This is a genomic window from Pseudoalteromonas sp. MTN2-4 (genome assembly GCF_042848605.1).
Taxonomy (GTDB): domain Bacteria; phylum Pseudomonadota; class Gammaproteobacteria; order Enterobacterales; family Alteromonadaceae; genus Pseudoalteromonas.
The window spans coordinates 191539-215635 of the sequence record NZ_BTGK01000001.1 but is presented as its reverse complement, the minus strand read 5'-3'; the positions used below and the strand labels follow the sequence as shown (position 1 = coordinate 215635).

Genomic DNA, 24097 nt, shown 5'->3' with positions numbered 1-24097 from the left:
AAGTATCAGATGACGCAACAAAATACCGCAATTTTTACCAACGTTGGTGAGCGTACCAATGTTACTGGTTCTGCAAAATTCAAACGCCTAATTTTAGAAGAAGATTACGAAACAGCCCTTGATGTTGCGCGTGAGCAAGTAGAGAACGGCGCACAAGTTATCGACATCAACATGGATGAAGCCATGTTAGACTCGAAAGCGGCGATGACCAAATTCTTAAATCTGATTGCTTCTGAACCAGACATTTCTCGCGTCCCTATCATGGTTGACTCGTCTAAATGGGAAGTCATTGAAGCGGGCCTAAAATGTATTCAAGGTAAGGCGATCGTTAACTCGATTTCACTGAAAGAAGGTGAAGAGCCGTTTATCCGTCAGGCTAAAATCATCAAGCGATTCGGCGCTGCAGCCGTTGTCATGGCATTTGATGAAACAGGTCAAGCCGAAACAGCCGACCGCAAATTCGAAATTTGTGAACGCTCTTATCGTATTTTGGTGGACCAACTAGGCTTCCCACCCGAAGACATCATCTTTGACCCGAATATCTTTGCGGTAGCAACTGGTATTGAAGAGCACGATAACTACGCGGTCGACTTTATCGAAGGCACACGTCGCATTAAGCAAAATCTGCCACACTGTAAAGTATCGGGTGGTGTATCTAACGTGTCATTCTCGTTCCGTGGTAATAATCCGGTTCGTGAAGCGATTCATTCAGTGTTCTTATACCACGCTATTCAAGCAGGCATGGACATGGGCATTGTAAACGCCGGTCAGCTTGCTGTTTATGATGATATTCCTCTTGAGCTGAGAAAAGCCGTAGAAGATGTTGTATTAAATACCGACCCTGGCGCAGGTGAGCGACTGGTTGAGTTGGCCCCTAAATATTCTGGTTTAGCGCAAGCTGAAAAAGTGGAAGATTTAGAGTGGCGTACATGGTCAGTAGAAAAGCGTTTAGAACACGCACTTGTAAAAGGTATTACCGAGTATATTGAAGAAGATACCGAAGAGTGTCGCGCTTCAATGGATAAACCAATTCAAGTGATTGAAGGTCCATTGATGGACGGCATGAACGTGGTGGGTGATTTATTCGGTGCTGGTAAAATGTTCTTACCTCAGGTTGTAAAGTCAGCCCGTGTAATGAAACGTGCCGTTGCTTACCTTGACCCGTATATTGAAGCGGAGAAAGAAGAGGGCGCCACCAATGGCAAAATCATCATGGCAACGGTTAAAGGCGACGTACACGACATTGGTAAAAACATTGTAGGCGTAGTACTGCAATGTAATAACTATGAAGTAGTTGATTTAGGTGTGATGGTACCTGCTGAGAAAATTTTGCAAACTGCCATTGATGAAAAAGCCGATGCCATTGGTCTATCGGGCCTTATTACGCCATCGCTTGATGAAATGGTTCATGTTGCGAAAGAAATGACGCGTCGTGGTTTTGATATACCATTATTAATTGGTGGTGCAACGACTTCTAAAGCTCACACTGCGGTTAAAATTGAGCCTCAGTACGACAAAGGCGTGGTTTATGTAAACAATGCCAGCCGTGCGGTAGGTGTGGTATCAAGCTTATTAAGCAAAACACAAAAGCCGGAATTTTTAACAAAAACCACTGCTGAGTACGAAAAGGTTCGTGAGCAACAAGCGCGTAAAAAGCCACGCAGTAAACCGGTTACTATCCAACGTGCCCGTGATAATGCCGCAAAGCTTGATTGGGATAGCTACATGCCACCTGTGCCGAAAAAGCTCGGTGTTACAGAGTTTAGAGATGTAAGCATCAAAACATTACGTGAATACATCGACTGGACACCTTACTTCATGACTTGGTCATTGGCAGGTAAGTTCCCTCGTATTCTCGATGACGAGATTGTCGGTGAAGAGGCGAAAAAACTTTATCACGATGCCAATGCCATGCTTGATGAGTTTGAAAAAACACAAGCACTTAAGCCACTTGGTGTGATTGGTTTATTCCCAGCGAACCGTGTAGGTGATGACATTGAAATCTACACAGACGAAACTCGCTCTGAAGTATTAGAGTTAAGTTGTCATTTACGTCAGCAAACGGAGAAAACCGACTTTCCAAATTACTGTTTAGCTGACTATGTCGCGCCGAAAGGCACACCTGACTACTTTGGTGCATTTGCTGTAACTGGCGGCCTAGAAGAAGACGATTTAGCTGAAGCATTCGACGCTCAGCAAGATGACTACAACAAGATCATGGTTAAAGCGGTTGCTGACCGTTTAGCTGAAGCGTTTGCTGAGTATCTTCATGAGCAAGTTCGTAAAGAGTACTGGGGTTATGCAGCTGATGAAAACCTCAGTAATGAAGAGCTTATTCGCGAAAATTATCAAGGTATTCGTCCTGCGCCAGGTTATCCAGCCTGTCCGGAGCACACAGAGAAGAAAAAGATCTGGTCGTTACTGCAAACTGAAGATCGTATCGGTATGCAGCTTACTAGCTCATATGCAATGTGGCCGGGTGCTGCCGTTTCAGGGTGGTATTTCTCTCACCCTGATTCTAAATATTATGCAGTAGCACAAATACAAAAGGATCAGGTTGAAGACTACGCCAAGCGAACCAACATGAGCCTTGAAGAGGCAGAGCGTTGGTTGTCACCAAACCTTGGCTATGAGCCTGAATAGGCGTTCAACTAAAATCAAATCACACTAAAAAGCACTTACTTAGTTAAGTGCTTTTTTATACATCACTTTTCACATTAGAGCTTTTACTTAGAGCCGGGATTACTTTTGTAAGAAAACTTCATATAATTAGTTAGAGATGAAATTAATTATTCATAAAGTTTTTATCTATTTCTTTATTTTTCATATTAAATCTGCAAGTTTGATTTGTACTTTTACTTATAGATAAAAGCTTTTCTTAGCGAAATAAAAGGTATTCGATGCTCGGACAACAAGCAAAATTTAATAAGGCGGTGTTTTACCCAGCCTCTTTGGTGATCCTCTTTTTAATGATTATCACTGTTTCAGCCCCAAATAAGGCAAAGTCACTATTTGCAGATATTCAAAACACTATCACAGTCAATGGCAGTTGGTTTTATGTGCTTACCGTCGCCATCATTTTGGGCTTTGTCTTATACTTAAGTTTATCGAGGTTTGGCTCTGTAAAACTAGGACCTGACCATGCAACCCCCGATTACTCATTAGGTACTTGGATCTCCATGCTCTTCGCAGCAGGTATGGGAATTGGCTTGATGTTCTTTGGCGTGGCAGAACCTATTATGCACTATTTGTCCCCGCCAACGGCGGAGCCGGGCTCTTTAGAAGCCATCAAAGAAGCAATGAAAATTACCTTCTTCCACTGGGGCTTTCATGCTTGGGCCATATACGCCATCGTTGCTTTGGTATTGGCTTACTTTAGCTATCGTCATAAATTACCTCTTACGCTTCGTTCTGCGCTTCATCCGATCATTGGCGATAAAATCTATGGCTGGCAAGGTCACCTAGTCGATATTTTTGCGGTTGTCAGTACAGTTTTTGGTGTGGCGACTTCTTTGGGGTTGGGTGCAAGTCAGGTAAATGCCGGACTTAATTATTTATTCGAATTTGAAGTCAGCCAAACCAATCAAGTCATTATCATGGTGGTCATCACCGCACTGGCGTCGGTGTCGGTGGCAACGGGGTTAGATAAAGGCATTAAAATACTCTCTGAAGCGAATATGCTATTGGCGATGGCTTTACTTGCATTTATCTTTATACTAGGCCCTAGCGTATTTTTACTACAAGCCTATGTGCAAAACGTTGGCGCCTATCTATCTGAAATTGTCTCGAACACATTTAATTTATTTGCTTACGAAAAGAAAAGTTGGATCGGTGGTTGGACTATTTTCTATTGGGGCTGGTGGTTAGCTTGGGCACCATTTGTTGGTTTATTCATTGCACGTATTTCAAAAGGCAGAACCATTCGTGAATTCGTATTAGGCGTGATGGTGGTGCCAACGGCATTTACACTGCTTTGGATGACTGTTTTCGGGAATAGTGCAATTTATATGGTGGTTGAGCAGGGGGCTCAACAAGTTGCAAATATGGTGAGCGAAAACTCTTCTGTGGCTTTATTTGTGTTCTTACAGCAATTTCCTTGGTCAACAATATTGACGTTATTATCTGTTGCTATGATTGTTATTTTCTTTGTCACATCATGCGATTCGGGTGCTATGGTAATCGATATGCTGTGTTCAAATGGTGAGAATAATACGCCAATTTGGCAACGTTTGTTTTGGGCGATTAGTGTTGGTGTGGTTGCGGCAACATTGAGTCTGGTAGGTGGTTTAGAAGCCTTACAAACCATGACGATTGCCAGCGCCTTACCATTCTCTCTAGTTCTACTGTTTTCATGCTTTGGTTTAGTAAAAGCCTTAGAAGTTGAAAGTGCGAAGCGTGAGAGCTTGCAGCATCATGCGGTGTTAAATATGAGTAGTGAAGAAACTACAGACTGGAAAGAAAAGCTGAATAACATAGTCTCAACCCCAGATAAAAAAGACATCAATCAGTTTTTGAATAAAGAAGTAAAGCGTGCATTCAAAGCGTTAAAAGCACAATTTGAATTAAATGATATTGCGGTAGAAATTAAAACTTCAGACAAGAGTATTTCTCTAGTCGTGAATCACGGTGAAGAGCATGACTTTATATACGGCGTGTATAAAAAAGAACACGTGCAACCAAGCTTTAGTCATGATCAAGAAGAAGGTTGTGAAAGTTATTATCGTGCAGAAGTGCACTTACTTGAAGGCGGGCAAGATTATGACATTATGGGCTGGTCAGAAACTACAGTGATTAATGATGTGATAAATCAATATCAAAAGCATATGCACTTTTTACATATCCTTCGTGATGAAGGGCCTGTTTTATAGAATCTGAGCATTTATCAGAATATAGCACTAATCAAATTAAAACCGCCAAATGGCGGTTTTTTGTATTAAAAATTTTACACTACCCATAACCTTTACGTTAACGTAAGCTCTTTATGCCGCTTGAGTAACTATTTTTAACTTAAGCAAATATTTACTGGTTTTAATTTGAATATAATTTGCGGCAAGTTCGCATTCGTTGAATTAAAATTGTCTATTAGAATAATTGTAGGGGATGATTGCCTCAATTTATAGAGAATTTAAAAATATAGTGATAGAGTCGACGAAGTTTCAGCGCTATGCCCGACTATTGGGTAATAATTTCGGAGAACTATAAAGTGGCTGTATTTAACCAAGTTGAATTTGATAACCATGAACAAGTGGTATTTTGCTCTGATAAAGAGTCTGGCTTAAAAGCAATTATTGCTGTTCATAGCACAAAATTAGGTCCTGCTGTGGGTGGCTGTCGCATGTGGGATTATGCAAAAGACGAAGATGCTGTTTATGACGTACTGCGTCTATCTAAGGGCATGACTTATAAAAATGCGGTTGCTCGTTTACCATTTGGTGGTGGCAAGTCTGTGATCATTGGCGATGCGAAAACAATTAAATCAGAAGCTTTATTCAGAGCATTTGGTAAGCAACTTGAGCGTTTAGGCGGTACTTATTACTCAGCAGAAGATGTTAACATCACAACTGGTGATGTAATGACAATGCACAAAGAAACAAATTATGTCATGGGCTTAGAAGGTAAAAGTGGTAACCCTTCTCCATTTACTGCGCTTGGTACTTTCCTAGGTATTAAAGCTGCATTTAAACACAAGCACGGCCATGAAGATTTAAATGGCGTTAAAGTATCTGTTCAAGGTCTAGGGGCAGTAGCTTACACATTATGTAAATACTTACATGAAGCCGGCGCACAATTATTCGTTACGGATATTAATCAAGAATCTGTTGAAAGAGTTGTAAACGACTTTGGCGCTACAGCCGTGAATATCGACGAGATTTACGACCTAGACGTTGATGTATATGCGCCGTGTGCACTTGGTGCAACTGTTAATGATGAAACAATTCCTCGTTTGAAAGCACAAATCATTGCTGGTTGTGCAAATAATCAGTTAGCTGAGTCTCGCCATGGTGAAATTTTACGAGAAAAAGGCGTCTTATACGCTCCAGATTATGTGATTAATGCCGGTGGTATTATTAACGTTTATTATGAAACTAAGCCGGCTGGTTACAATGAAGCAGATGCCACTAAGCATGTGGAAGGCATTTATGACACACTAGCTGAAATCTTCAAGCGTTCAGAAGAAGAGCAAAAGTCGACTCATATTATTGCTGACGAACTAGCACAAGAAATTATTGCAAACGGTCTATAATTCCTTTGCTTTAAATAATGTAATTGGTCTAATAGAGGGATGTAATCAAACATCCCTTTTTTATGAAAATAATTGACCTCGACACTTGGCCTAGAGCCGAGCACTTCAAATTCTTCTTACCTTTCTCACAACCCTACTTCAATGTTGTTATCGACCTTGAAATGAAAGCGCTGTTCAACTTTGCAAAATCTCAGCAACTGAGTTTCACAGCTTGCTATTTATATTGTTTGCAAGAAGCAGTGGCGCGTTATGCACCAATCAGGTATAGAATAGTGGATGATGAACCAGTAGAAGTAACAGATATTACCTTGAGTACTGTATTTCTGCGCTCAGATGAGAGTTTTAGATTTGTACCGCTAGAAAGACAAAATTCTTTATTAGAATATTGCGAACATTACACCCAGCAAAAACAGACCTTTTTAGATAAACCATTGTTAAACCCTTCATTTATTGAAGGAGCCAATAAAATAACACAAATGTATATTTCAATCTTGCCATGGTTTAAATTCTCAGGTTTTAAACACGCAGAGCATACGCCTATTGCTTCAGGCATTCCGAAAGTTGTATTTGGACAATATCAAAAAGAGCAAGGAATAATCCCCGTTTCAATAGAAGTACATCATGCCTTAATGGATGGATTGCATATATCGCAGTTCATCGATGTTTTTAATCAAGTCGTCGCAGAAATTTGTGCATAAAACTAAGCTGTTTAAGTGAATTTTTACTATCACAAGTAAAAAAAATACAAAAAAACAAAACTTAATAAAAATCTATTAAAAGCAAGGGTTTAAAATTAAACCTTGGTGTTTTAAAACTTCAGTTACAGGATGTTTTTACCCTGTAACAAAATGTAAAAACAATGTGTGCTTTGCCCGTTTTTCAAAGGCAAAATGCTTCAGTGAATGATTTGTGATGTTAATATTATGTTTTATATAAAAAATATTAATCCATTTTCAAAAAATTAGTTTTGCCTATGAAGTTGACACATGGCCTTGCATTTAGCATTATTGGAAAGTTGATATCTGTAGAAAGATATCAGGGTAGCTCTACTATAAAAGAGCAAAAAATTATAAAAGTAACATTACTTAATTGGTTGGGAACTATGTCTGTTAAAATCAGAAAGAGTCTTGTAGCTACAGCACTTCTAGGTGCAACAGCTTTCGCAAGCAGCAACGTGATTGCAGATCCTTTGAATGACATACAAAAAGTAGGTCAGCAAACTCAAACGGCTGCAAAAAAATCACAAGAAAAAATTGATAACATTTATGGTCAAACTCAAGAGATGATCGGCGAGTACCGCAGTGTTGTTGATGAAACAGAATTATTAAAAGTTTATAACGACCACGTAGCACGTTTGGTAGCTGACCAAAATGCTAGCATCGAGTCACTTAATCGTCAGATTGGTACGATTGAGAAAACAAAACAGGACGTTGTGCCTCTGATGTATCGCATGATCGATACGCTTGAGCAATTCATCAAAGCGGACGTTCCGTTTGACACTGAAAGTCGTTTAGGTCGTGTTGAAAAATTACGTGATCTTCTTTCTAACTCTAAAGTAACAACTTCAGAGAAGTTCCGTCAGGTTCTTGAAGCTTACACAATTGAGACTGATTACAGCTCAACTATGGTATCTTCTCAAGGTTCACTAGAAATCAACGGTAAAAACATCAACGTTGACTTCGCACGTATTGGTCGTGTTGCGTATGTTGCTCAGTCTTTTGACATGAAACATGCTTGGGTTTGGAACAACAATTCTAAACAGTGGGATGAGCTGAGCGAAGATTACTTAAAGCCAGTTAAAACTTTCATCCGTATCGCACGTAACCAGGCTGCGCCTGAATTACTAGCACTTCCAATCTTTGGCGCGGAGTAATAAATAATGAAGAAATTATTTAAAGGTTTTGCAGTAGCGGCTGCTCTATCTGTTTCAGCTGGTGCAGCTCTAAACGCGCACGCGAACACTGAAACTCTAGACAAAATCCTTCAAGAAGTTAAACAAAACCGTATTTCTGAAGGTAAAATCAACAAGCAACGTGAGCAAGAGTTCCTTTCTGCTCGTGCTGACAAGCAAGCACTTCTAAATAAAGCTAAGCGTGATTTAGCAAACGAGAAGGCTCGTGGTGAGCGTTTAAACAACCAGTTTAAACAAAACGAAATCACACTTGCTGAAAAAGAAGTTGAGCTTCAAAACGCGACTGGTACTTTAGGTGAGATGTTCGGTGTTGTTCGTCGTTCAGCTTCTGAAGCGATTGGTTCAATCGAAGCATCACTTGTAAGTGCTCAAAAGCCAGGTCGTGCAGAAGTTTTACGTTCACTTGCTGCAGCTAAAGAACTACCGACTACTCGCGAACTAGAAGAGCTTTGGATTGCTTTCCAAACTGAAATGACAGAATCTGCAAAAGTATCTACTTTCGAAGCACAAGTTGCTGAGCTAAGTGGTGAAATCAATACTAAGCAGGTTACTCGTGTTGGTAACTTCAACCTAATCACAAAAGACGGCTACGTAGTATACGATGCAGCTAACAAAGCTATCGTTCCACTAGGTAAGCAGCCAGATGGTCACATCTTCAACACTGTTGCTGACCTTCTAAATACACAAGCTGGTTCATACACTAAATTCTATGTTGACCCTGCGCGTGGCGGTATCTTACGTCTAAACACTCAGCGTGCAACTGTTGAAGAACGTTGGCACCAGGGTGACACAGTTGGTTACATCATCACTGCATTACTTGCAATTGGTGCGTTACTAGCGTTAGTTCGTTTCCTAGACCTACTTATGGTTAGTGCTAAAATCAAAGCACAGGTTAAGAACATCAACACGCCTAACGAAAACAACCCACTTGGTCGTATTCTTAAAGTTTACCATGACAACAAAAACCAAGACGTTGAAAACCTTGAGCTTAAGTTAGACGAAGCAATTCTACGTGAAACGCCTCGCATCGAAGCTGGTATCAACATCATCAAGATCTTAGCTGCTATCGCACCGCTACTAGGTCTACTTGGTACAGTTGTTGGTATGATCTTAACGTTCGAATCAATCACACTATTCGGTACTGGTGATCCGAAGATCATGGCAGGTAACATCTCTCTAGCGCTTGTAACAACAGCTCTAGGTCTGATTGCTGCACTACCACTAATCCTATTACACGCAATCGTTTCAGGTCGTAGTAAAGCAGTTCTACATATCCTAGACGAGCAGAGTGCAGGTATTGTTGCTGCACATGCGGAGAAGGAGAAAGCCTAATGCTAGTCCTGATGGAGATTTGGGAATCTATCAGGGATTTTGTTGGCACAGGCGGCCAGGTATTATACGTGGTCGCGATAGCACTCTTTCTAATGTGGGTATTAATGATTGAGCGCTATTGGTTCCTACTCGCCGAGTATCCGAAAATGAAAGCGGATATCGTAGCGAAGTGGGACGCCCGCCAGGACACTACGTCTTGGTACGCACACAGAATCCGCGATGCATGGATTTCTGAAGCGTCTGAAAAATTAGAAGCGCGCATGTTGATTATCAAAACATTGGTAGCCATGTGTCCATTAATCGGCCTACTAGGTACTGTAACGGGTATGATCAGCGTTTTCGAAACGATGGCTACTCAAGGTACTGGTAACGCTCGTCTAATGGCATCGGGTATTTCAATGGCAACGATACCAACAATGGCAGGAATGGTTGCGGCACTATCTGGTGTATTCTTCAGCACTCGCCTAGAAGCTAGAGCGAAAATGGCTAAAGAAAAGCTAGTAGATAGTTTGCCTCATCACTAAAGAGAGATATTAATATGGCACGTAAACAACGTTTTCGTGAGGAAGAAGAAGCAGCAGTAGACATGACACCGATGCTAGACATCGTATTCATCATGCTTATCTTCTTCATCGTAACAACTTCTTTCGTGAAAGAAGCTGGTATTGAAGTACAAAAGCCAAAGGCTGCACAAGCTCAAACTAAAAAGAATGCTAACGTCTTTATCGCTATTAAAGAAAATGGTGAGATCTGGATGGATAAGCGTGCTGTTGACGTTGAGCGTGTAAGTGCAAACCTTGAAAGCATCCTAGCTGAGCAACCAACAGAAACTATCATTATTCAAGCTGACAAAGGCGCGAAGCATGGTGTGGTTGTTAAAGTTATGGACCAAATCAAGGCGACTGACGATCAACTAAAAATCTCAATCGCTGGAGCTAAGTAATGATTCGTTTTCTGTTTTCACTTGTAACAGGTGGGGCAGTTACTTTCGGCTTATTTTATTTTATGGCATTTCTGATCTCTGGCGGAGCAGATAGAGCTGAAAATAAAAAAGAAGAAATTGTAGTCGAAATTTTGACGAATCCACCTGAATCTGAGGTTCAAGAGCGCAGACGTGTTCCGCCTCCACCTCCGCCGCCGCCGCAGCAGCCGCCTAAACCGCAGCCGCCGCAGCCTGACAATGCTAACCCAAACCCGGGTGCTATTGGCTTTAACATGCCGAGCATCGACATTGGTGGCACTGCAGGTGGCCTAAGTGGGCCTGGTGAATTTGGTCGTGATGGTGATGCAACACCTATCGTACGTATTGAGCCGAAATACCCGACTCAAGCGGCACGTGATGGTAAAGAAGGTTGGGTACAACTTTCATTCACTATTAACGAGCTTGGTGGTGTTGAAGATGTAAAAGTTATTGATGCTGAACCGAAGCGTATTTTCAACCGTGAGGCAGTCAGAGCCTTGCGTAAGTGGAAATACCGTCCGAAAATCATCGATGGCAAACCACAAAAGCAACCTGGTCTTACTGTACAGTTAGACTTCAAACTTAACCAAGATTAATAAGGAGCGAGGAAATGAAGCAATTACATAAAGCAACAGCTCTTGCGCTACTTATGACGCTTACAGGTGTATGCAGCAACGCAGTTGCTGCCCCTGACCCAGCTAAGATCGAAGCTCGTAAAAAAGCTAAGACTAAGATCATGGGTGAGCGTACTGGTAAGAAAGTTGTTAAAGCATTTGAGCTTTACAACAACGACCAACTTGACGAAGCAATTGCTTTGATGGAAGAGTTAGATCCGTCTAATGATTTCGATAAAGCAACTGTAGATAGATACTTAGGTAACTTCTATGCTCAAAAAGAAGATTACGTTAAAGCACTAGATTTCGTTAAGCGTGCTGTAGAGAAAGATGTTTTAAACTTCAAAGACCAGGCTGATACCCTAAAATTTGTTGCAGACCTTTACTTTGGCCAGCAAAAGTATGTTGAAGGTGTTAAAGCCTACAACGACTGGATGGACTTTACTGGTGAGGAAGATGACAAGGTATATGCGAAAATTGCACAGGCTTACTTTGAGTTAAAGCAATTTAGCAAAGTTATCGAACCAGCAGACAAAGCAATTAAATTGGCAAAAGAGCCAAATAAAAATTACTTCATGCTGAAGGTCGGTTCATACTTTGAACTTAAGCAGTTTAATAAAGTTGTAGAAGTTGGTGAGACTCTAGTTAAGTTGTTCCCTGAGGACAAACAAAACTGGACTCGTCTAGGTTCTTTCTATATGTCTACCGAGCAGTTCACTGAAGGTCAGACAATTATGGAAGTAGCTTATAGAAAAGGCTATTTCGAGAAAGAAAACCACTACAAAATTTTAAGCAGCTATTACTCGTTAAACGATATTCCTTACAAAGCAGCCATAGTTATGGAAAAAGCTTTAAAGGAAGACAAAGTTAAGCGTACTAAGCAAAACGTTACAGCTGTTGCAAGTTACTTCCACCAGTCGAAGCATCTTGTAACTGCCGCTAAATACTATGAAGAAGCCGCTAAGTTTGATGACGATGCAGATCTTTTTAGAAAAGCAGGTAACTTATTACTTACTGAGCAAAAGTACAGTGCGGCTGTTGAGCGTTTAAATAAAGCGCTTGAACTAGGTACTGACAAAAAGGGTTCGACTTACTCTGACTTAGCTGAAGCTTACTTATACCAAGAAAAGTATAAGCAAGCCTACAGAGCGATTGTCAAAGCACAAGAAGACCCACGTACTCGTAAGTTTGCTAGAGGTTGGGCAACGTTCATTAAGGACAAAGCACAACGTAAAGGCATAAGCTTATAAATAAAAAGCCCCGAAAGGGGCTTTTTTTATAGTTGGAAGTGAAGGTGAATAATAAATTTCTTTTAATAATACTCCCCATTCTGCTTGTGTTTTCCGCGTGTACTGAACAGCAGAAACTTAGTTCTTTTGAAGAAGTGCAGTCACAGCTAAAAAATATCAATGCTGTTTTACTAACCGAGAGCAAAGGTGAACTGTCAGAAGTATTACCTTTCAGTGAGGCTTATTTAAAGCAACGGCATATAGCTTTAAAATCTGCTGATCTTCAGTCATTCACTGAGTATCAAGTTAATGAACTGAAATATTTGATAATTCAAGAACGTTACCCTGAACGATATTTACCCTGGCCTGCAGCGATTAATGTTGCAAAGAATCTTAGTGAAGCACAAAAACACGCTTGGCAGAATCTAGTACTGACTAGGTTAGAAGATGCGAAACAAAGCAAAATACTTTATAACAGGTATGAACTGAAAAAGTTAAAGACGTATTCTGAATCTGAATCATTAACGGATCTAACTGACTATTTTAATACATACAGGCCGAGAAGCCGTTTAGGTATTTACCAATTACCTAACGGTAAAGAGTGGTATCAAAGTAAAGTGAATCACTATTTAGGTAGCGTAAAAGATCCTCAGGTCGTACTAGCTAGTATTCAAGAATTAACGAATGAGTATTCCAATCAAAATAACGAACTAGAGGTACTTAGCTTAGTTGAGATTGCAAAGAAACATTGCCCAATTGTGGGTGGTTTCAATTGGCACCATGCGTTTGTTAACTTACATGAGACATTTGAGCAGTGTGAAAAACAGAGATTGCTAGCCTATAAAACGTTAATGCTAGTATTGGCAGAAATAGATTTAGGTATTCATTTTCAAGCTTGGTCAGAGCATCAGGCTATGGTGGTATTAAATCAAAAGTTATTACTCGAAAAAGAGCAGGGCAGAAAACTTTTAGAATATATCGTCATGAAACCCGCAGCAGTTTTATCTTTAGCTAGAGTTTATTTTTAAAGCGAAGTTGATGATAAAAAGGCCTTTATTACCAAGGCCTTTTTATTAGTTATGCGCTTTTCTTCGCTTTTTCTCTTCGCAAACCGGGCAACGTTGTTTTGCAGGATCTTTTAAGAGTTCAAAAAGATCAAGTTTTGTTTCACAATCACAACAATAACCAAATTGGCCAATATCTATTTGGCATAAAGCAGCTTCTAGCTCCATCAGCCGCTGAAAGCGGGGAAACTGATTTGGGTTAATTTTAGTGACAGCTAAGTCAATCCACTCTCCTGGTGTTGAGTTTTCAAACATTGAAGCCAATTCGCCAGTAAACTCATGTTGTGCGTCTTTAAGCTCATTTAAAAACTCACATCGAACAGAGTCTAATTCAATTTTTAGCTTGCTTTGAAAGTCTTTAGTTTTATTTGCATTCATGATCGCTCTCCTATGAGCAATCATTATGGTACTTCTAGGCGAAGTCGTTATGATTTGAATCAATGCTAGGACATTTTGCATATTTCTCTAGCACAGAGACAACCTCGTCTTTGTTTTTAAGCTTTCTAATTTCGTCAAAAAGATCATTGGCTTGTGGATATTGCAACTTAAGATAGCCAAGCCATTGCTTCGTTCTTGAAGAAAAATATTTTTCACTTAAAGAAGGGTCTTGGTGCATGGATGAATGCAAAATATGGTAAATTACATTTTCCCAAGATAAAGGTGTGTAATCCTCATTCTTTCTGTAAGCTTTAATTTTTGCTGCTAGATCTGGTGTAGCTAATGCACCGCGGCCAAGCATTAGGTCTGAGCAACCACTGCGCTCTTGACAGCGATAAGCATCTTCGACTTGCCAAATCTCACCGTTTGCGACGATGGGTATTGTCACTCGATCTAGAAGAGGTTTTATTTTCTCCCAGTATGCTGGCGGTTTATAGCCATCTCGCTTGGTTCTCGCATGAATTGCCAAGCTTGAAGCCCCCGCACTTTGAACAGCATCGACAATTTCGGCAGTATTACTATCATCATCAAAGCCCAAACGTATCTTGGCACTGACTTCATGCTCGGATGGTACTGCTTCTCTTACCGCTTTTATAATTTGATACATCAGCTCTGGTTCTTTTAACAGAACTGCTCCACCTTTACTTTTATTAACCGTTTTAGCCGGGCAGCCAAAGTTAAGGTCGATACCATGTGAGCCAAGCATGACGGCTTTACGTGCATTTGCAGCAAGCGCATGAGGAACTTGACCAAGAAGCTGAATGCGTACGGGAGTACCTGATTCGGTATAGCCATTATTTAATAGTTCTGGGCAAGTTTTGATAAACACTCTGCGTGGAAAAGTGAGATCGACAACGCGAATAAACTCAGTTACACATAAATCAAAGCCACCAAGGTTCGTTAAAAGTTGGCGCATTTTAAAATCTACAACGCCTTCCATTGGTGCCAAAATCAATTTCATAACTTGCTCTATACTACTTAAAGGGCGCTCATTTTAAACGAGAGGAAGAGTGTTGCTAAGTTAAAATTGAATTTTTTTAGAATTAATGAAATATTCTTTTTTGTAGTAGGGTCTACTAAGTGAATTGAACGAAATATCCCAAAGGGTCGAGTATGAAAAATTTAAAAACTAAATCAATCGCTGCTACGTTAGGTGCTGTAGTTGTTGGTACTGCAAGTTTAACAGCTTCCGCAGAAGTGAACGCTAACCCATTTGCATTTACTACTATGTCTTCAGGTTACCAATTAGATGCTGCAGAAGGTAAGTGCGGCGAAGGTAAATGTGGCGGAAAAGCTCAAAAAGAAGGCAAGTGCGGCGAAGGTAAATGTGGCGGCAAAGCTAAGAAAGAAGGCAAGTGCGGCGAAGGTAAATGTGGTGGCAAAGCTAAGAAAGAAGGTAAGTGCGGCGGCAAAGCTAAAAAAGAAGGCAAGTGCGGCGAAGGTAAATGTGGCGGCAAAGCTAAGAAAGAAGGCAAGTGCGGCGAAGGTAAATGTGGTGGCAAGGCTAAGAAAGAAGGCAAGTGCGGCGAAGGTAAATGTGGTGGCGCTCACTAATACTTAGTTTTCTTCTTTGAGGCAGGTTATCTGCCTCAAACTTCTTAGCAAAATTTCCTCTTATTTTAATAACCTGAGCTTTGGGTAAGAGATTTACTAACGTATTGATATTATAATGATAAACGCTTTTCAAGTCTGCAGACGGAAAGTTTTAGCGATAACACCGCTCACGCGTCCTGCTATCGTCAAGGTACCTACATTTATGTAGGCAAGGCGAATTTATGCGTCAATACGGGTCTATTGCAAAAAAATCCGACGCAGTTAACGCTGAAAGTAGCCGCTGGAGATAGATTTATTATCCAGATCTCAGGTTAAATACAAGCCATGAATTCTAAGGTATTAATATGGTAGCTAGTGACATAGGCATGGTCGGTCTAGGCCTCAGACGTGAAATGTTGGATGACTTTATTGAGTCACCACCGGGTCAAGTTGATTTTCTAGAGGTTGCGCCCGAAAATTGGCTGAAAATAGGCGGGAAATTTGGTAAGCAGTTTAAGCAACTTACCGATAAGCACACTTTTATTTGTCATGGCTTATCGCTCTCATTAGGTTCACCTGAGCCACTTGATATTGAATTTGTGAAGTCTCTTAAAAGTTTCTTTAAAACTCACAATATAAAACTTTACAGTGAGCACTTGAGCTACTGCTCGGGTACAGGCCATATGTATGATCTGATGCCGATTCCATTTACAGAAGACGCAATTAAACACGTTGCAGATCGAATAAAGCATGTACAAGACATTTTAGAGCAGCGGATCGCTGTTGAAAATGTTTCTTATTATGCCGCACCCGGTCAAGAAATGTCAGAGCAAGAATTTACGCTAGAAGTTTTAAAGCAAGCTGACTGTGACTTACTACTCGATGTAAATAATATTTATGTAAATAGTGTCAATCACGGTTACGATGCAATTGAGTTTTTACAAGCCATGCCAAGTGAACGTGTTGTGTATGGCCATGTTGCAGGACATTATGAAGAAAGTACTTCTTTGCTAGTTGATACACATGGTGCGGATGTATGTGATCCTGTGTGGAACTTACTCGCAAAAGCCTATGATTATCATGGTTTGTTTCCTACTTTGCTCGAACGCGACTTTAACATTCCGAGCATGACAGATGTGTTGAGTGAAGTAGATATAATTAAAAGACTTCAGTCAGAATTCTTAGCTAAAAGTAAAGGGGTTGCCTAGTGTCATTCATCGATGTTCAAAATGAATTTATGGCTCATATTCGTGACCCAGACAATGTTGAAAAGCCTCATGATGTAACTGAAGAAAGAATGACAGTTTATAGAGAGTTGTTTTTTAACAATGTCGAAGGGTTTGTCAGCTCCGCCTTTCCGGTTCTTAAAAGCTTATATTGTGAATCACATTGGCAGACACTTGTTCGCACATTTTTCATTAGCCATGATTGCTCATCTCCGTATTTTTTGGACATTAGTGCTGAGTTTTTAGCTTTTCTGCAGCATGAATATGTTATGCAAGAAAATGACCCCATATTTATGTTAGAGCTTGCACATTATGAGTGGGTTGAGTTGGATGTGTCAGTTTGTTTTGAAGATGAAATGCAAAAACAGCTTATAAACTCAGATAATCAGCCTTTATATCTGTCAAATACCGCGCGTAACCTGTCTTATCAATACCCAGTTCATCAAATTAGTGAAGACTTTCAACCAACTGAGCCCAGTGAACAACCCCATTATTTTGTCGTGTATCGTGACGAAGAGGATGATGTAGGCTTCATCGCTTCAAACCCTATGACCGCGATTTTGTTAGAGCAACTAGATAATAATCCAGGTATTAACTTGTTAGAGCTTGTGTCAAAAGTGTTAGAAATTATTCCACAATTTAGTGAGGAGCAGCTAATAGGTGGTGCAACACAAACACTAAACGCCTTGGCAGAGTTGGGCATTGTAGTCACCAAATAACCTTTTTGTGGAACCAGCTTAGCGAATTTTTGCACTTCTCACTTTAACGCATAGCTCTGATCGTCTATTATGAGCGCCGTTTTTTCGTGCTTAAAAATTTATAGGTGTACTATGTCAAAGGGTGATTTTAAAGATCCGTTTAATGCTAAATACTTCATTGCTTTCTTAGCTGTTTTTGTAGGTATTGGCTGTCTAAATGCAATTCTTGGTTTAGCAACGGCTTTTACAGCTTAATCATCAAAGAAAATAAAGACATTTTGTCTTAACTAAAGGCTACGTTATGTAGCCTTTTGCTGTTTTATTGCGCAAACAAGCTAAAAACATGGCTTTGTGATTTCTCAAAGTTTCAACTTTTCTCATTCTTGTTATAATCACTTTCTTTACAAAATAGAAAGCTTCATTATGACACAAGCTAATCTCACGCTGATCAAAGAGAGTATCGCTACGGTACCTAACTACCCTAAAGAAGGTATTATGTTCCGTGACGTAACCACTTTACTTGCTGATCCTAAAGCGTTTAAAGAAACAATTGATGCATTCATTGCAGCATACAAAGATCAAGGCTTCACTAAAATTATTGGTACAGAGTCGCGCGGTTTCATTTTTGGCGCCCCTTTATCTTATGCGCTAGGTATTCCTTTTATTCCAGTGCGCAAGCCAGGTAAATTACCTCGTGAAGTGATAAGCCAGTCTTACCAGTTAGAGTATGGCGAAGACGTGCTTGAGTTACACACTGATGCAATTGTTGAAGGTGACAAAGTCTTGTTAGTTGACGACTTACTTGCAACAGGTGGCACGATTGAAGCAACAGCTAAGCTTGTGCAAAAGCTTGGCGGTAATGCAACAGACGCAGCTTTTGTTGTATCGCTACCGGAACTAGGCGGTGAGCAACGTGTTGCAGACTTAGGTATTAATATTCTTAAGTTAGTTGAGTTCGAAGGCGAATAATATGAGTTATCAAGTCCTAGCACGGAAGTGGCGTCCGCAAACCTTTCATCAACTTGTCGGCCAAGAGCATGTCAAACAGGCGCTTGTAAATGCCCTCAATGAGCAAAGGTTGCACCACGCTTATCTTTTCACTGGGACTCGGGGCGTTGGTAAAACCACCATCGCCCGTATATTCGCGAAAAGTCTGAACTGCGATGAAGGGATCACTTCAAACCCTTGTGGAAAGTGCCAAAGCTGTTTAGATATAGAAGCGGGTAAATTTATTGACTTAATAGAAATCGATGCTGCTTCCAGAACGAAAGTTGAAGATACGCGAGAGATCCTCGACAACGTTCAATATGCGCCGACTCGCGGTCGTTATAAAGTGTACCTCATCGATGAAGTGCACATGCTGTCAAAGCACAGTTTTAATGCGCTTTTAAAAACACTCGAAGAGCCGCCAGAGCATGTAAAATTCTTATTGGCGACGACAGATCCGCAAAAACTACCGATTACTATTTTGTCACGTTGCTTACAGTTTAATTTGAATGCGATGTCGCAATCGCAAATCGTATCGCAACTGACTCATATTTTGCCGCAAGAGCAAATTCAGTTTGAAGAGCCAGCCTTAAAAGCATTGGCGAAAGCCGCTGATGGTAGTATGCGTGATGCGTTGAGTTTGACTGATCAAGCCATAGCACAAACTAATGCTGAACTTACTTTAGCTGCTGTTCAAGATATGCTCGGTCTGATGGATGTTAGTCATGCCGTGAGTATTTTGGCTTCAGTACTTTGCCAAGATGCACCGGCAGTGTTGGATGAAGTTACACAAATTGCAGTTAAAAATGGTAATTATCTTGCCGTATTAGACGATTTAATTGCACTTTTACACGCCATTCAGCTCACGCAATTGGTGCCACAGGCAGCAAAAATTTCGGTATTTTCAGAATCCGATATTGCAACGCTCAGTGAGCAAATTAACCCCCAGCAAGTACAGCTTTTTTATCAACTGCTGCTAAATGGTAAAAAAGATCTTCAGTGGGCGCCAGAGCAAAAACTTGGCTTTGAGATGGTGTTGCTGCGTTTAATTGCGTTTGAGCATGCAGATAGTCAACCTTCTGCCGCGTCTAGCGCCCAAACTGGCTCTGCATCAAACAACTCGGTTCAAGCTCAGCCTTCACCTACAGCGTCACCAAGACAAGGTTTGCAAGACATTCGCGCTCGCTTAAAGCAAAATAATGCGTCAGCAGGTGGGAATACCACTCAGCACACTCATGCTGCACCTGAGATACCTGAACAATCAGCAACGCCTCAGGTTGAAGCAGAAGCTGTTCAAGTTCAACCTAAGCAGGCCGAACCTATTCAGGCCGAACCTATTCAGGCCGAAACTAGCCAGCAGTCGGTAGGAGAACATAATGTTACTCATCAGCATTCAGAATTAACTCAATCGGTTGCACAAAGTTCACAAGAGCATTCTATTGAGCAACCACACAATCAACTGAATGTTGAAAGCAATGCGTTTAATCAGCAAGCTCACCAAAATCCGCAAGTACCAGCGCATCAAGAATATGCGCCAGAGCCTCAAGAGCAAGAATTAGCCGCGCAATATGAGCAAGTGATGCATGATGCTCAAGAGCAAGGCTATACGCCAGCTTATGAACCCCAGGCTACACAAGAAGTGCAGCAAAACGCTAGCTCTCAAAATTCAGAGTCGGCTTCTGCACGCTTACAAGCTCAACAAGGGCAAGCACAATCTGCCATAGCTCGTATTTTACAGAATCGAAATATTTCAGGGGCAGGGCAGTTATTATCTGCTCGAGGAGATGAGCCAAAAAAGTCTGAGGCGCAAAACGCGCCCGACTCAAATGTGGCGCAAGTAACACCGAAGAAAAAACCAGTTCCATTTAGCGAAAGACACAAAGCGGACGAAAGCAAACTTGCGCCTGAGTTGTTAGAGCAAATTGCACCGCAAACCTCGCAGGCGCAAGAAGCGCCTAAAGAAGAAGCAGTGCCAGTACCTGAAGGGTTTGCGAGCCCAATCAGTGAAATTCGTTTTGCCCATCAGCAAGATGACTGGGCGAAGTTGATTGAGAAAATGGCACTAGGTGGTCGTATGCGCCAATTTGCACTGCATTCGATTTATCACTACGAGAATAATCAAGCCAACATTCAAGTTGATATCAGTCAGCGTCATTTAGACAGTGCTGTTTTAAGACAAAAGCTTCAAGCAGCGTTGAACGATATGTACGGCTCTGAGGTTGAACTTATCGTTGAATTTGCAGAATGGGTGATAGACTCACCGTATCTAATTCAACAAAAAATAGATGCACATAGGCATCAGCAAGCGATAGAAACGATTAATCAAGATCCTATTGTATTACAACTTATCGAGCAATTTAGTGCCGAGGTCGATGAAAATACCATACAGGCATTGTAATCGAGTACAATAGACCTTATCTTTTAGCCAAATAAAATATATGTAAGAGAGCGTATTATGTTTAAAGGTGGAATGGGCAATATCATGAAGCAAGCTCAGCAGATGCAAGAGCGCATGGAAAAAGCCCAAGAAGAGATCAAAAGCCTAGAAGTAACAGGCGAAGCAGGTGCAGGCCTAGTTAAAGTAACTATGCTAGGTAGCCACAATGTTAAGCGCGTTGAAATTGACGAAAGCTTAATGGAAGACGACAAAGACATGATTGAAGACCTTCTAGCTGCAGCTGTAAACGATGCAGTGCGTCGTGTAGGTGAAGAGTCAGCTAAGCGTATGTCTGATGTTACTGGCGGTATGCAGATGCCTCCAGGCTTCAAAATGCCGTTCTAATTTAGAATCCCATAAAAATAGCGCCTTCAGGCGCTATTTTTTTGTTTTAAGTTTGATGGGCAAAATAAAATTAAACGTTAGCTTTTATTATTTTCAAACATTATTGCAGACAAAAATAAACCCAGCATTCGCTGGGTTTATCGTTTTAAGTATTAAGCTTGTTGCTTTTTACCAGATGCGTACACGCTCTTCAGGTTTAAGGTATAACTTATCACCAGGTTTTACGTCGAACGCTTTGTACCATGCGTCATGGTTACGAGGTGCAAGTGCACGGAAGCGACCTGGTGCATGTGTACCTGCGCGAAGCTGATTAAGCATGCTTTGCTCAGTACGCTTTTCTTTCCAAACTTGTGCCCAAGCTAAGAAGAAACGTTGGTCGCCAGTCAGACCATCTATAACTGGTGCTTCTTTACCATTTAAGCTCAGCTTGTACGCGTGGTAAGCCATTGCTAAGCCACCTACGTCACCAATGTTTTCACCAAGACTGTTACGGCCATTTACGAAATTACCTTCGATTGGCTCGTATTGGCTGTACTGAGCTGCAAGTTTGTCAGCTTTTGCTTCGAATGCTGCGCGATCTGAATCAGTCCACCAGTTACGTTGGATACCTTCAGCATCAGACTTAGAGCCTTGGTCGTCAAAACCGTGACCCATTTCGTGACCGATAACTGCGCCGATGCCACCGTAGTTTACCGCTGCATCAGCATTTGGATCGAAAAATGGTGGTTGTAAAATCGCTGCAGGGAATACAATCTCATTGAATGAGCTGTTGTAGTATGCGTTTACTCGCTGAGGTGTCATACCCCAACGGTTACGGTCAGTTTTCTCAAGTTCTTTTGATACGCTGTCATCTCTGAAGAATTGACGCAGATTTTTAACATTGCCCATTAGGTCATTGTTTTTAAGTGCTAGGCCATCAAATGACTGCCATACATCTGGGTAACCAATTTTAGGTACGAATGCGGCTAGTTTAGCTTGCGCATTTACTTTCGTCTCTTCACCCATCCAGTCTAGACCTTCAATGCGCTCACCAAGGGCTTTACGCAGGTTTTCAACCAGTTCAGACATTTGCTCTTTCGATGACTCAGGGAAGTGTTTATCAACGTACACTTTACCAATTGCGAAACCTAAAGATTGTGTACCAGACATTTGGCTCACAGCACGCTTCCAACGAGGACGAGGTTCTTGCTGACCACTCAGGTGCTTACCGTAGAACTCGAAAGATGCGTTGAAGATATCTTCTGAAAGCAGGCTTGCATTGCCACTAATAGCGTGGAAAGTCAGGTAATCTTTCCAAACCGCAAGGTCTTCTTTATTCACAAGGTCAATCATTGCTTTGATTGGCTCAGGCTGAGACATATTTAGCTGAGGTACTTTGTAACCTGTTTGTGCAAAGTACAGATCCCAATTGAAACCAGGGTACTCTTTAGCTAAATCTTCGCGTTTGATTTGGTTTAGTGTCAGGTCTCGGTTACGACGCTTTTCACGTGGCCAATGGCCTTCAGCCATTTTAGTTTCTAGCGCAAGGATCGCTTGGGCGCGCTCAGTTGTATTCTCTAAGCCTGCAAATTTAAGCATGTTTGCGATATGAGCAACATATTCTGCGCGTGTCTTCTCAAAACGCTCTGCTTCTTCTAAATAGTATGAACGATCCGGTAAACCTAGACCGCCCGCACCCATAGACATTTCATATTTGTTTGGATCAAGGCGGTTAAACCACATGCCACCGCCAATCGGTGAGTTTACGCCTGTTAGCCAAGACTGACCGAACGCTTTTGTTAGGCCGTCAGTATTATCAATGGCTTTGATCTCATCAAGTAAGCCTTGAATTGGTGTGATCCCTAATTTGTTAAGGGTTTCAACATCCATAAATGCGTTGTAGAAATCAGCAATCAATTGCTCTTCTGCATTTAAGTTATCGCGAGAAATAATGTCTTCGATGATGGCGTTAACTTGCTTTTCACTGCGCTCAGCAAGTGACGTGAATGCGCCGTAACGCGTTTTGTCAGCAGGCATTTCGTAGTTTTTATACCAAGAGCCACTTGCATACATGAAGAAGTCGTCACCTGGTTTAACGCTTTCATCACGTGCAGTTAGGTCAACACCGAATGTGCCAAGTTCAGCTTTGCCAGCTGTTTGTTCTACTTGTTGTACTTTTTCAACTTTTGGTTCTGACTCAGAACAGCCAGCTAAAAAGACAGCGGCCAAGGCTGTCGCAATAACAGTTCTTTTCATTGTTATCTTCTCTTTTTAATTGAGTAAAATCTCAATCTATGTTTTAAGTAAGAAATGTTCCTCATTAAACAACAATTGAGGAATGAAACCATTGTCAGCCCACAAACAGTGAAGGGCAAGTTTTTTAGGTAAATGAGGGTAAAATGCCGTTGAATAGTAAGAGTTCGTGTTAATTTTCTCTAAAAATACCGTAAATTAGATGAATGATGTCTAGCTACAAATTTTTGTAAATAATGAAAGATGCTAAATAGAATGAATGAAAAAAAGCGCACAAAGCTTTTTCCATACAACTTCAGATTATTACTGTTAGCTATGTTGCTTATGCATGTACTTATGGCAATGGCATCGTTCTACCCACCTATTATATCTAATTTGGGGTTAGTGCCTCAGCTCCCCGAGCGTTTATACAGTATTTTTACAGCACCTTTTATCCATGCGAGTTGGGGTCACTTAACCGGGAATACCATTGGCTTATTCATTAGCGGATATTTAGCGAGTTTGCAGGCTGGGTTTAAACGTGTCACTGTTTTTATAATGTTTGTGACGGGATGTTTGGTTTGGGTATTTGGTGAATATGGAAATCATATTGGCGCATCGGGCATTGTGATGGGCTATTATGGCTTTTTATTTGGCACGGCTGTGTTCAATCGTAACTTGGTTGGTGCAATTAGTTTTACCGTGTTGGTTGCCGTTACCTATTACATGGATTTTGCTTTTTTGGCGACATTATTAGACTTTTCTGCTCAAACCAGCAGTTCAAATCATATTTTTGGTTTTATCAGTGGTTTATTGGGGGCTTATATTTTTAGGAGGAAAGTAAAAAAGCCTAAATAAGCTAAAAG

At 41.0% G+C, this 24097-nt stretch carries 22 protein-coding genes; 19 read left to right on the top strand and 3 right to left on the bottom strand.

The window, feature by feature from the left end:
- Window positions 1-9: 9 nt before the first annotated feature.
- The 11 genes from metH (at window position 10) to ACGHEH_RS00970 (ending at window position 13320) form a co-directional block, all read left to right on the top strand.
- Entirely contained in the window at window positions 10-2643 is a 2634-nt protein-coding gene (gene metH / locus ACGHEH_RS01020) for a methionine synthase (RefSeq protein ID WP_390440989.1), read from the top strand.
- 257 nt (window positions 2644-2900) lie between these two features.
- Entirely contained in the window at window positions 2901-4868 is a 1968-nt protein-coding gene (locus ACGHEH_RS01015) for a BCCT family transporter (RefSeq protein ID WP_390440986.1), read from the top strand.
- Window positions 4869-5203: 335 nt separating this feature from the next.
- A complete protein-coding gene (locus ACGHEH_RS01010) occupies window positions 5204-6244 on the top strand; it encodes a Glu/Leu/Phe/Val dehydrogenase (protein ID WP_138480870.1) in 1041 nt (346 codons plus the stop codon).
- A 62-nt stretch (window positions 6245-6306) separates the two neighbouring features.
- The gene (locus tag ACGHEH_RS01005) at window positions 6307-6942 is read left to right on the top strand and encodes a CatA-like O-acetyltransferase (RefSeq protein WP_390440983.1); all 636 of its coding nucleotides are present in this window, start codon (window positions 6307-6309) and stop codon (window positions 6940-6942) included.
- Between the two features lie 404 nt (window positions 6943-7346).
- Entirely contained in the window at window positions 7347-8117 is a 771-nt protein-coding gene (locus ACGHEH_RS01000) for a DUF3450 domain-containing protein (protein ID WP_390440980.1), read from the top strand.
- 6 nt (window positions 8118-8123) lie between these two features.
- Complete coding sequence (locus ACGHEH_RS00995) at window positions 8124-9488, top strand: MotA/TolQ/ExbB proton channel family protein (protein WP_058030194.1); 1365 nt, start codon at window positions 8124-8126, stop codon at window positions 9486-9488.
- Window positions 9488-10012: a MotA/TolQ/ExbB proton channel family protein gene (locus ACGHEH_RS00990; protein WP_058030193.1), complete on the top strand. Its 525-nt coding sequence runs from the start codon at window positions 9488-9490 to the stop codon at window positions 10010-10012. The genes ACGHEH_RS00995 and ACGHEH_RS00990 overlap by 1 nt, the downstream gene beginning before the upstream one ends.
- A gap of 14 nt (window positions 10013-10026) precedes the next feature.
- Window positions 10027-10431, top strand: coding sequence for an ExbD/TolR family protein (locus ACGHEH_RS00985; protein ID WP_390440977.1), 405 nt, complete (start codon window positions 10027-10029; stop codon window positions 10429-10431).
- The gene (locus ACGHEH_RS00980) at window positions 10431-11045 is read left to right on the top strand and encodes an energy transducer TonB (protein ID WP_390440974.1); all 615 of its coding nucleotides are present in this window, start codon (window positions 10431-10433) and stop codon (window positions 11043-11045) included. The genes ACGHEH_RS00985 and ACGHEH_RS00980 overlap by 1 nt, the downstream gene beginning before the upstream one ends.
- Before the next feature lie 14 nt (window positions 11046-11059).
- A complete protein-coding gene (locus tag ACGHEH_RS00975; protein ID WP_390440971.1) occupies window positions 11060-12313 on the top strand; it encodes a hypothetical protein in 1254 nt (417 codons plus the stop codon).
- Window positions 12314-12357: 44 nt separating this feature from the next.
- A complete protein-coding gene (locus tag ACGHEH_RS00970; RefSeq protein ID WP_390440969.1) occupies window positions 12358-13320 on the top strand; it encodes a hypothetical protein in 963 nt (320 codons plus the stop codon).
- Between the two features lie 45 nt (window positions 13321-13365).
- On the opposite strand, the gene ACGHEH_RS00965 is transcribed toward ACGHEH_RS00970, so the two are convergent.
- Together ACGHEH_RS00965 and ACGHEH_RS00960 are read right to left on the bottom strand one after the other, a co-directional pair.
- Entirely contained in the window at window positions 13366-13734 is a 369-nt protein-coding gene (locus ACGHEH_RS00965; protein ID WP_390440966.1) for a conjugal transfer protein TraR, read from the bottom strand.
- Between the two features lie 34 nt (window positions 13735-13768).
- The gene (locus ACGHEH_RS00960) at window positions 13769-14755 is read right to left on the bottom strand and encodes a tRNA-dihydrouridine synthase (protein WP_390440963.1); all 987 of its coding nucleotides are present in this window, start codon (window positions 14753-14755) and stop codon (window positions 13769-13771) included.
- A gap of 152 nt (window positions 14756-14907) precedes the next feature.
- On the opposite strand from ACGHEH_RS00960, the gene ACGHEH_RS00955 reads away from it, so the two are divergent.
- The 7 genes from ACGHEH_RS00955 (at window position 14908) to ACGHEH_RS00925 (ending at window position 21020) form a co-directional block, all read left to right on the top strand.
- A complete protein-coding gene (locus tag ACGHEH_RS00955) occupies window positions 14908-15348 on the top strand; it encodes a hypothetical protein (RefSeq protein ID WP_390440961.1) in 441 nt (146 codons plus the stop codon).
- Window positions 15349-15713: 365 nt separating this feature from the next.
- Complete coding sequence (locus ACGHEH_RS00950) at window positions 15714-16535, top strand: DUF692 domain-containing protein (RefSeq protein WP_390442376.1); 822 nt, start codon at window positions 15714-15716, stop codon at window positions 16533-16535.
- Complete coding sequence (locus ACGHEH_RS00945; RefSeq protein ID WP_390440958.1) at window positions 16535-17272, top strand: DUF2063 domain-containing protein; 738 nt, start codon at window positions 16535-16537, stop codon at window positions 17270-17272. The genes ACGHEH_RS00950 and ACGHEH_RS00945 overlap by 1 nt, the downstream gene beginning before the upstream one ends.
- A 111-nt stretch (window positions 17273-17383) precedes the next feature.
- Complete coding sequence (locus ACGHEH_RS00940) at window positions 17384-17506, top strand: hypothetical protein (protein ID WP_257720514.1); 123 nt, start codon at window positions 17384-17386, stop codon at window positions 17504-17506.
- 168 nt (window positions 17507-17674) lie between these two features.
- Window positions 17675-18220 (top strand): adenine phosphoribosyltransferase, encoded by a 546-nt coding sequence (gene apt, locus ACGHEH_RS00935; RefSeq protein WP_138634070.1) that lies wholly within the window; start codon window positions 17675-17677, stop codon window positions 18218-18220.
- A 1-nt stretch (window position 18221) separates the two neighbouring features.
- Window positions 18222-20636: a DNA polymerase III subunit gamma/tau gene (gene dnaX / locus ACGHEH_RS00930; protein ID WP_390440955.1), complete on the top strand. Its 2415-nt coding sequence runs from the start codon at window positions 18222-18224 to the stop codon at window positions 20634-20636.
- Between the two features lie 57 nt (window positions 20637-20693).
- Window positions 20694-21020 (top strand): YbaB/EbfC family nucleoid-associated protein, encoded by a 327-nt coding sequence (locus ACGHEH_RS00925; RefSeq protein WP_058030182.1) that lies wholly within the window; start codon window positions 20694-20696, stop codon window positions 21018-21020.
- A gap of 168 nt (window positions 21021-21188) precedes the next feature.
- Here the strand turns inward: ACGHEH_RS00925 and ACGHEH_RS00920 are convergent, their stop codons facing one another.
- Complete coding sequence (locus tag ACGHEH_RS00920) at window positions 21189-23255, bottom strand: M13 family metallopeptidase (protein ID WP_390440952.1); 2067 nt, start codon at window positions 23253-23255, stop codon at window positions 21189-21191.
- Between the two features lie 252 nt (window positions 23256-23507).
- Here ACGHEH_RS00920 and ACGHEH_RS00915 point away from each other — a divergent pair, with 252 nt between their 5' ends.
- Window positions 23508-24089, top strand: a complete 582-nt coding sequence (locus ACGHEH_RS00915) for a rhomboid family intramembrane serine protease (RefSeq protein ID WP_390440949.1) — start codon at window positions 23508-23510, stop codon at window positions 24087-24089.
- The last annotated feature ends 8 nt before the right edge of the window (window positions 24090-24097 follow it).

Coding starts and splice junctions, on each gene's coding strand:
- ACGHEH_RS00995 (WP_058030194.1), top strand. CDS start 8,124: ATGAAGAAATTATTTAAAGGTTTTGCAGTAGCGGCTGCTCTATCTGTT.
- ACGHEH_RS01005 (WP_390440983.1), top strand. CDS start 6,307: ATGAAAATAATTGACCTCGACACTTGGCCTAGAGCCGAGCACTTCAAA.
- ACGHEH_RS00955 (WP_390440961.1), top strand. CDS start 14,908: ATGAAAAATTTAAAAACTAAATCAATCGCTGCTACGTTAGGTGCTGTA.
- ACGHEH_RS00950 (WP_390442376.1), top strand. CDS start 15,714: ATGGTCGGTCTAGGCCTCAGACGTGAAATGTTGGATGACTTTATTGAG.
- apt (WP_138634070.1), top strand. CDS start 17,675: ATGACACAAGCTAATCTCACGCTGATCAAAGAGAGTATCGCTACGGTA.
- ACGHEH_RS00940 (WP_257720514.1), top strand. CDS start 17,384: ATGTCAAAGGGTGATTTTAAAGATCCGTTTAATGCTAAATACTTCATT.
- ACGHEH_RS00960 (WP_390440963.1), bottom strand. CDS start 14,755: ATGAAATTGATTTTGGCACCAATGGAAGGCGTTGTAGATTTTAAAATG.
- ACGHEH_RS00990 (WP_058030193.1), top strand. CDS start 9,488: ATGCTAGTCCTGATGGAGATTTGGGAATCTATCAGGGATTTTGTTGGC.
- ACGHEH_RS00965 (WP_390440966.1), bottom strand. CDS start 13,734: ATGAATGCAAATAAAACTAAAGACTTTCAAAGCAAGCTAAAAATTGAA.
- metH (WP_390440989.1), top strand. CDS start 10: ATGACGCAACAAAATACCGCAATTTTTACCAACGTTGGTGAGCGTACC.
- ACGHEH_RS01015 (WP_390440986.1), top strand. CDS start 2,901: ATGCTCGGACAACAAGCAAAATTTAATAAGGCGGTGTTTTACCCAGCC.
- ACGHEH_RS00925 (WP_058030182.1), top strand. CDS start 20,694: ATGTTTAAAGGTGGAATGGGCAATATCATGAAGCAAGCTCAGCAGATG.
- ACGHEH_RS01000 (WP_390440980.1), top strand. CDS start 7,347: ATGTCTGTTAAAATCAGAAAGAGTCTTGTAGCTACAGCACTTCTAGGT.
- ACGHEH_RS00975 (WP_390440971.1), top strand. CDS start 11,060: ATGAAGCAATTACATAAAGCAACAGCTCTTGCGCTACTTATGACGCTT.
- dnaX (WP_390440955.1), top strand. CDS start 18,222: ATGAGTTATCAAGTCCTAGCACGGAAGTGGCGTCCGCAAACCTTTCAT.
- ACGHEH_RS00980 (WP_390440974.1), top strand. CDS start 10,431: ATGATTCGTTTTCTGTTTTCACTTGTAACAGGTGGGGCAGTTACTTTC.
- ACGHEH_RS00985 (WP_390440977.1), top strand. CDS start 10,027: ATGGCACGTAAACAACGTTTTCGTGAGGAAGAAGAAGCAGCAGTAGAC.
- ACGHEH_RS00915 (WP_390440949.1), top strand. CDS start 23,508: ATGAATGAAAAAAAGCGCACAAAGCTTTTTCCATACAACTTCAGATTA.
- ACGHEH_RS00920 (WP_390440952.1), bottom strand. CDS start 23,255: ATGAAAAGAACTGTTATTGCGACAGCCTTGGCCGCTGTCTTTTTAGCT.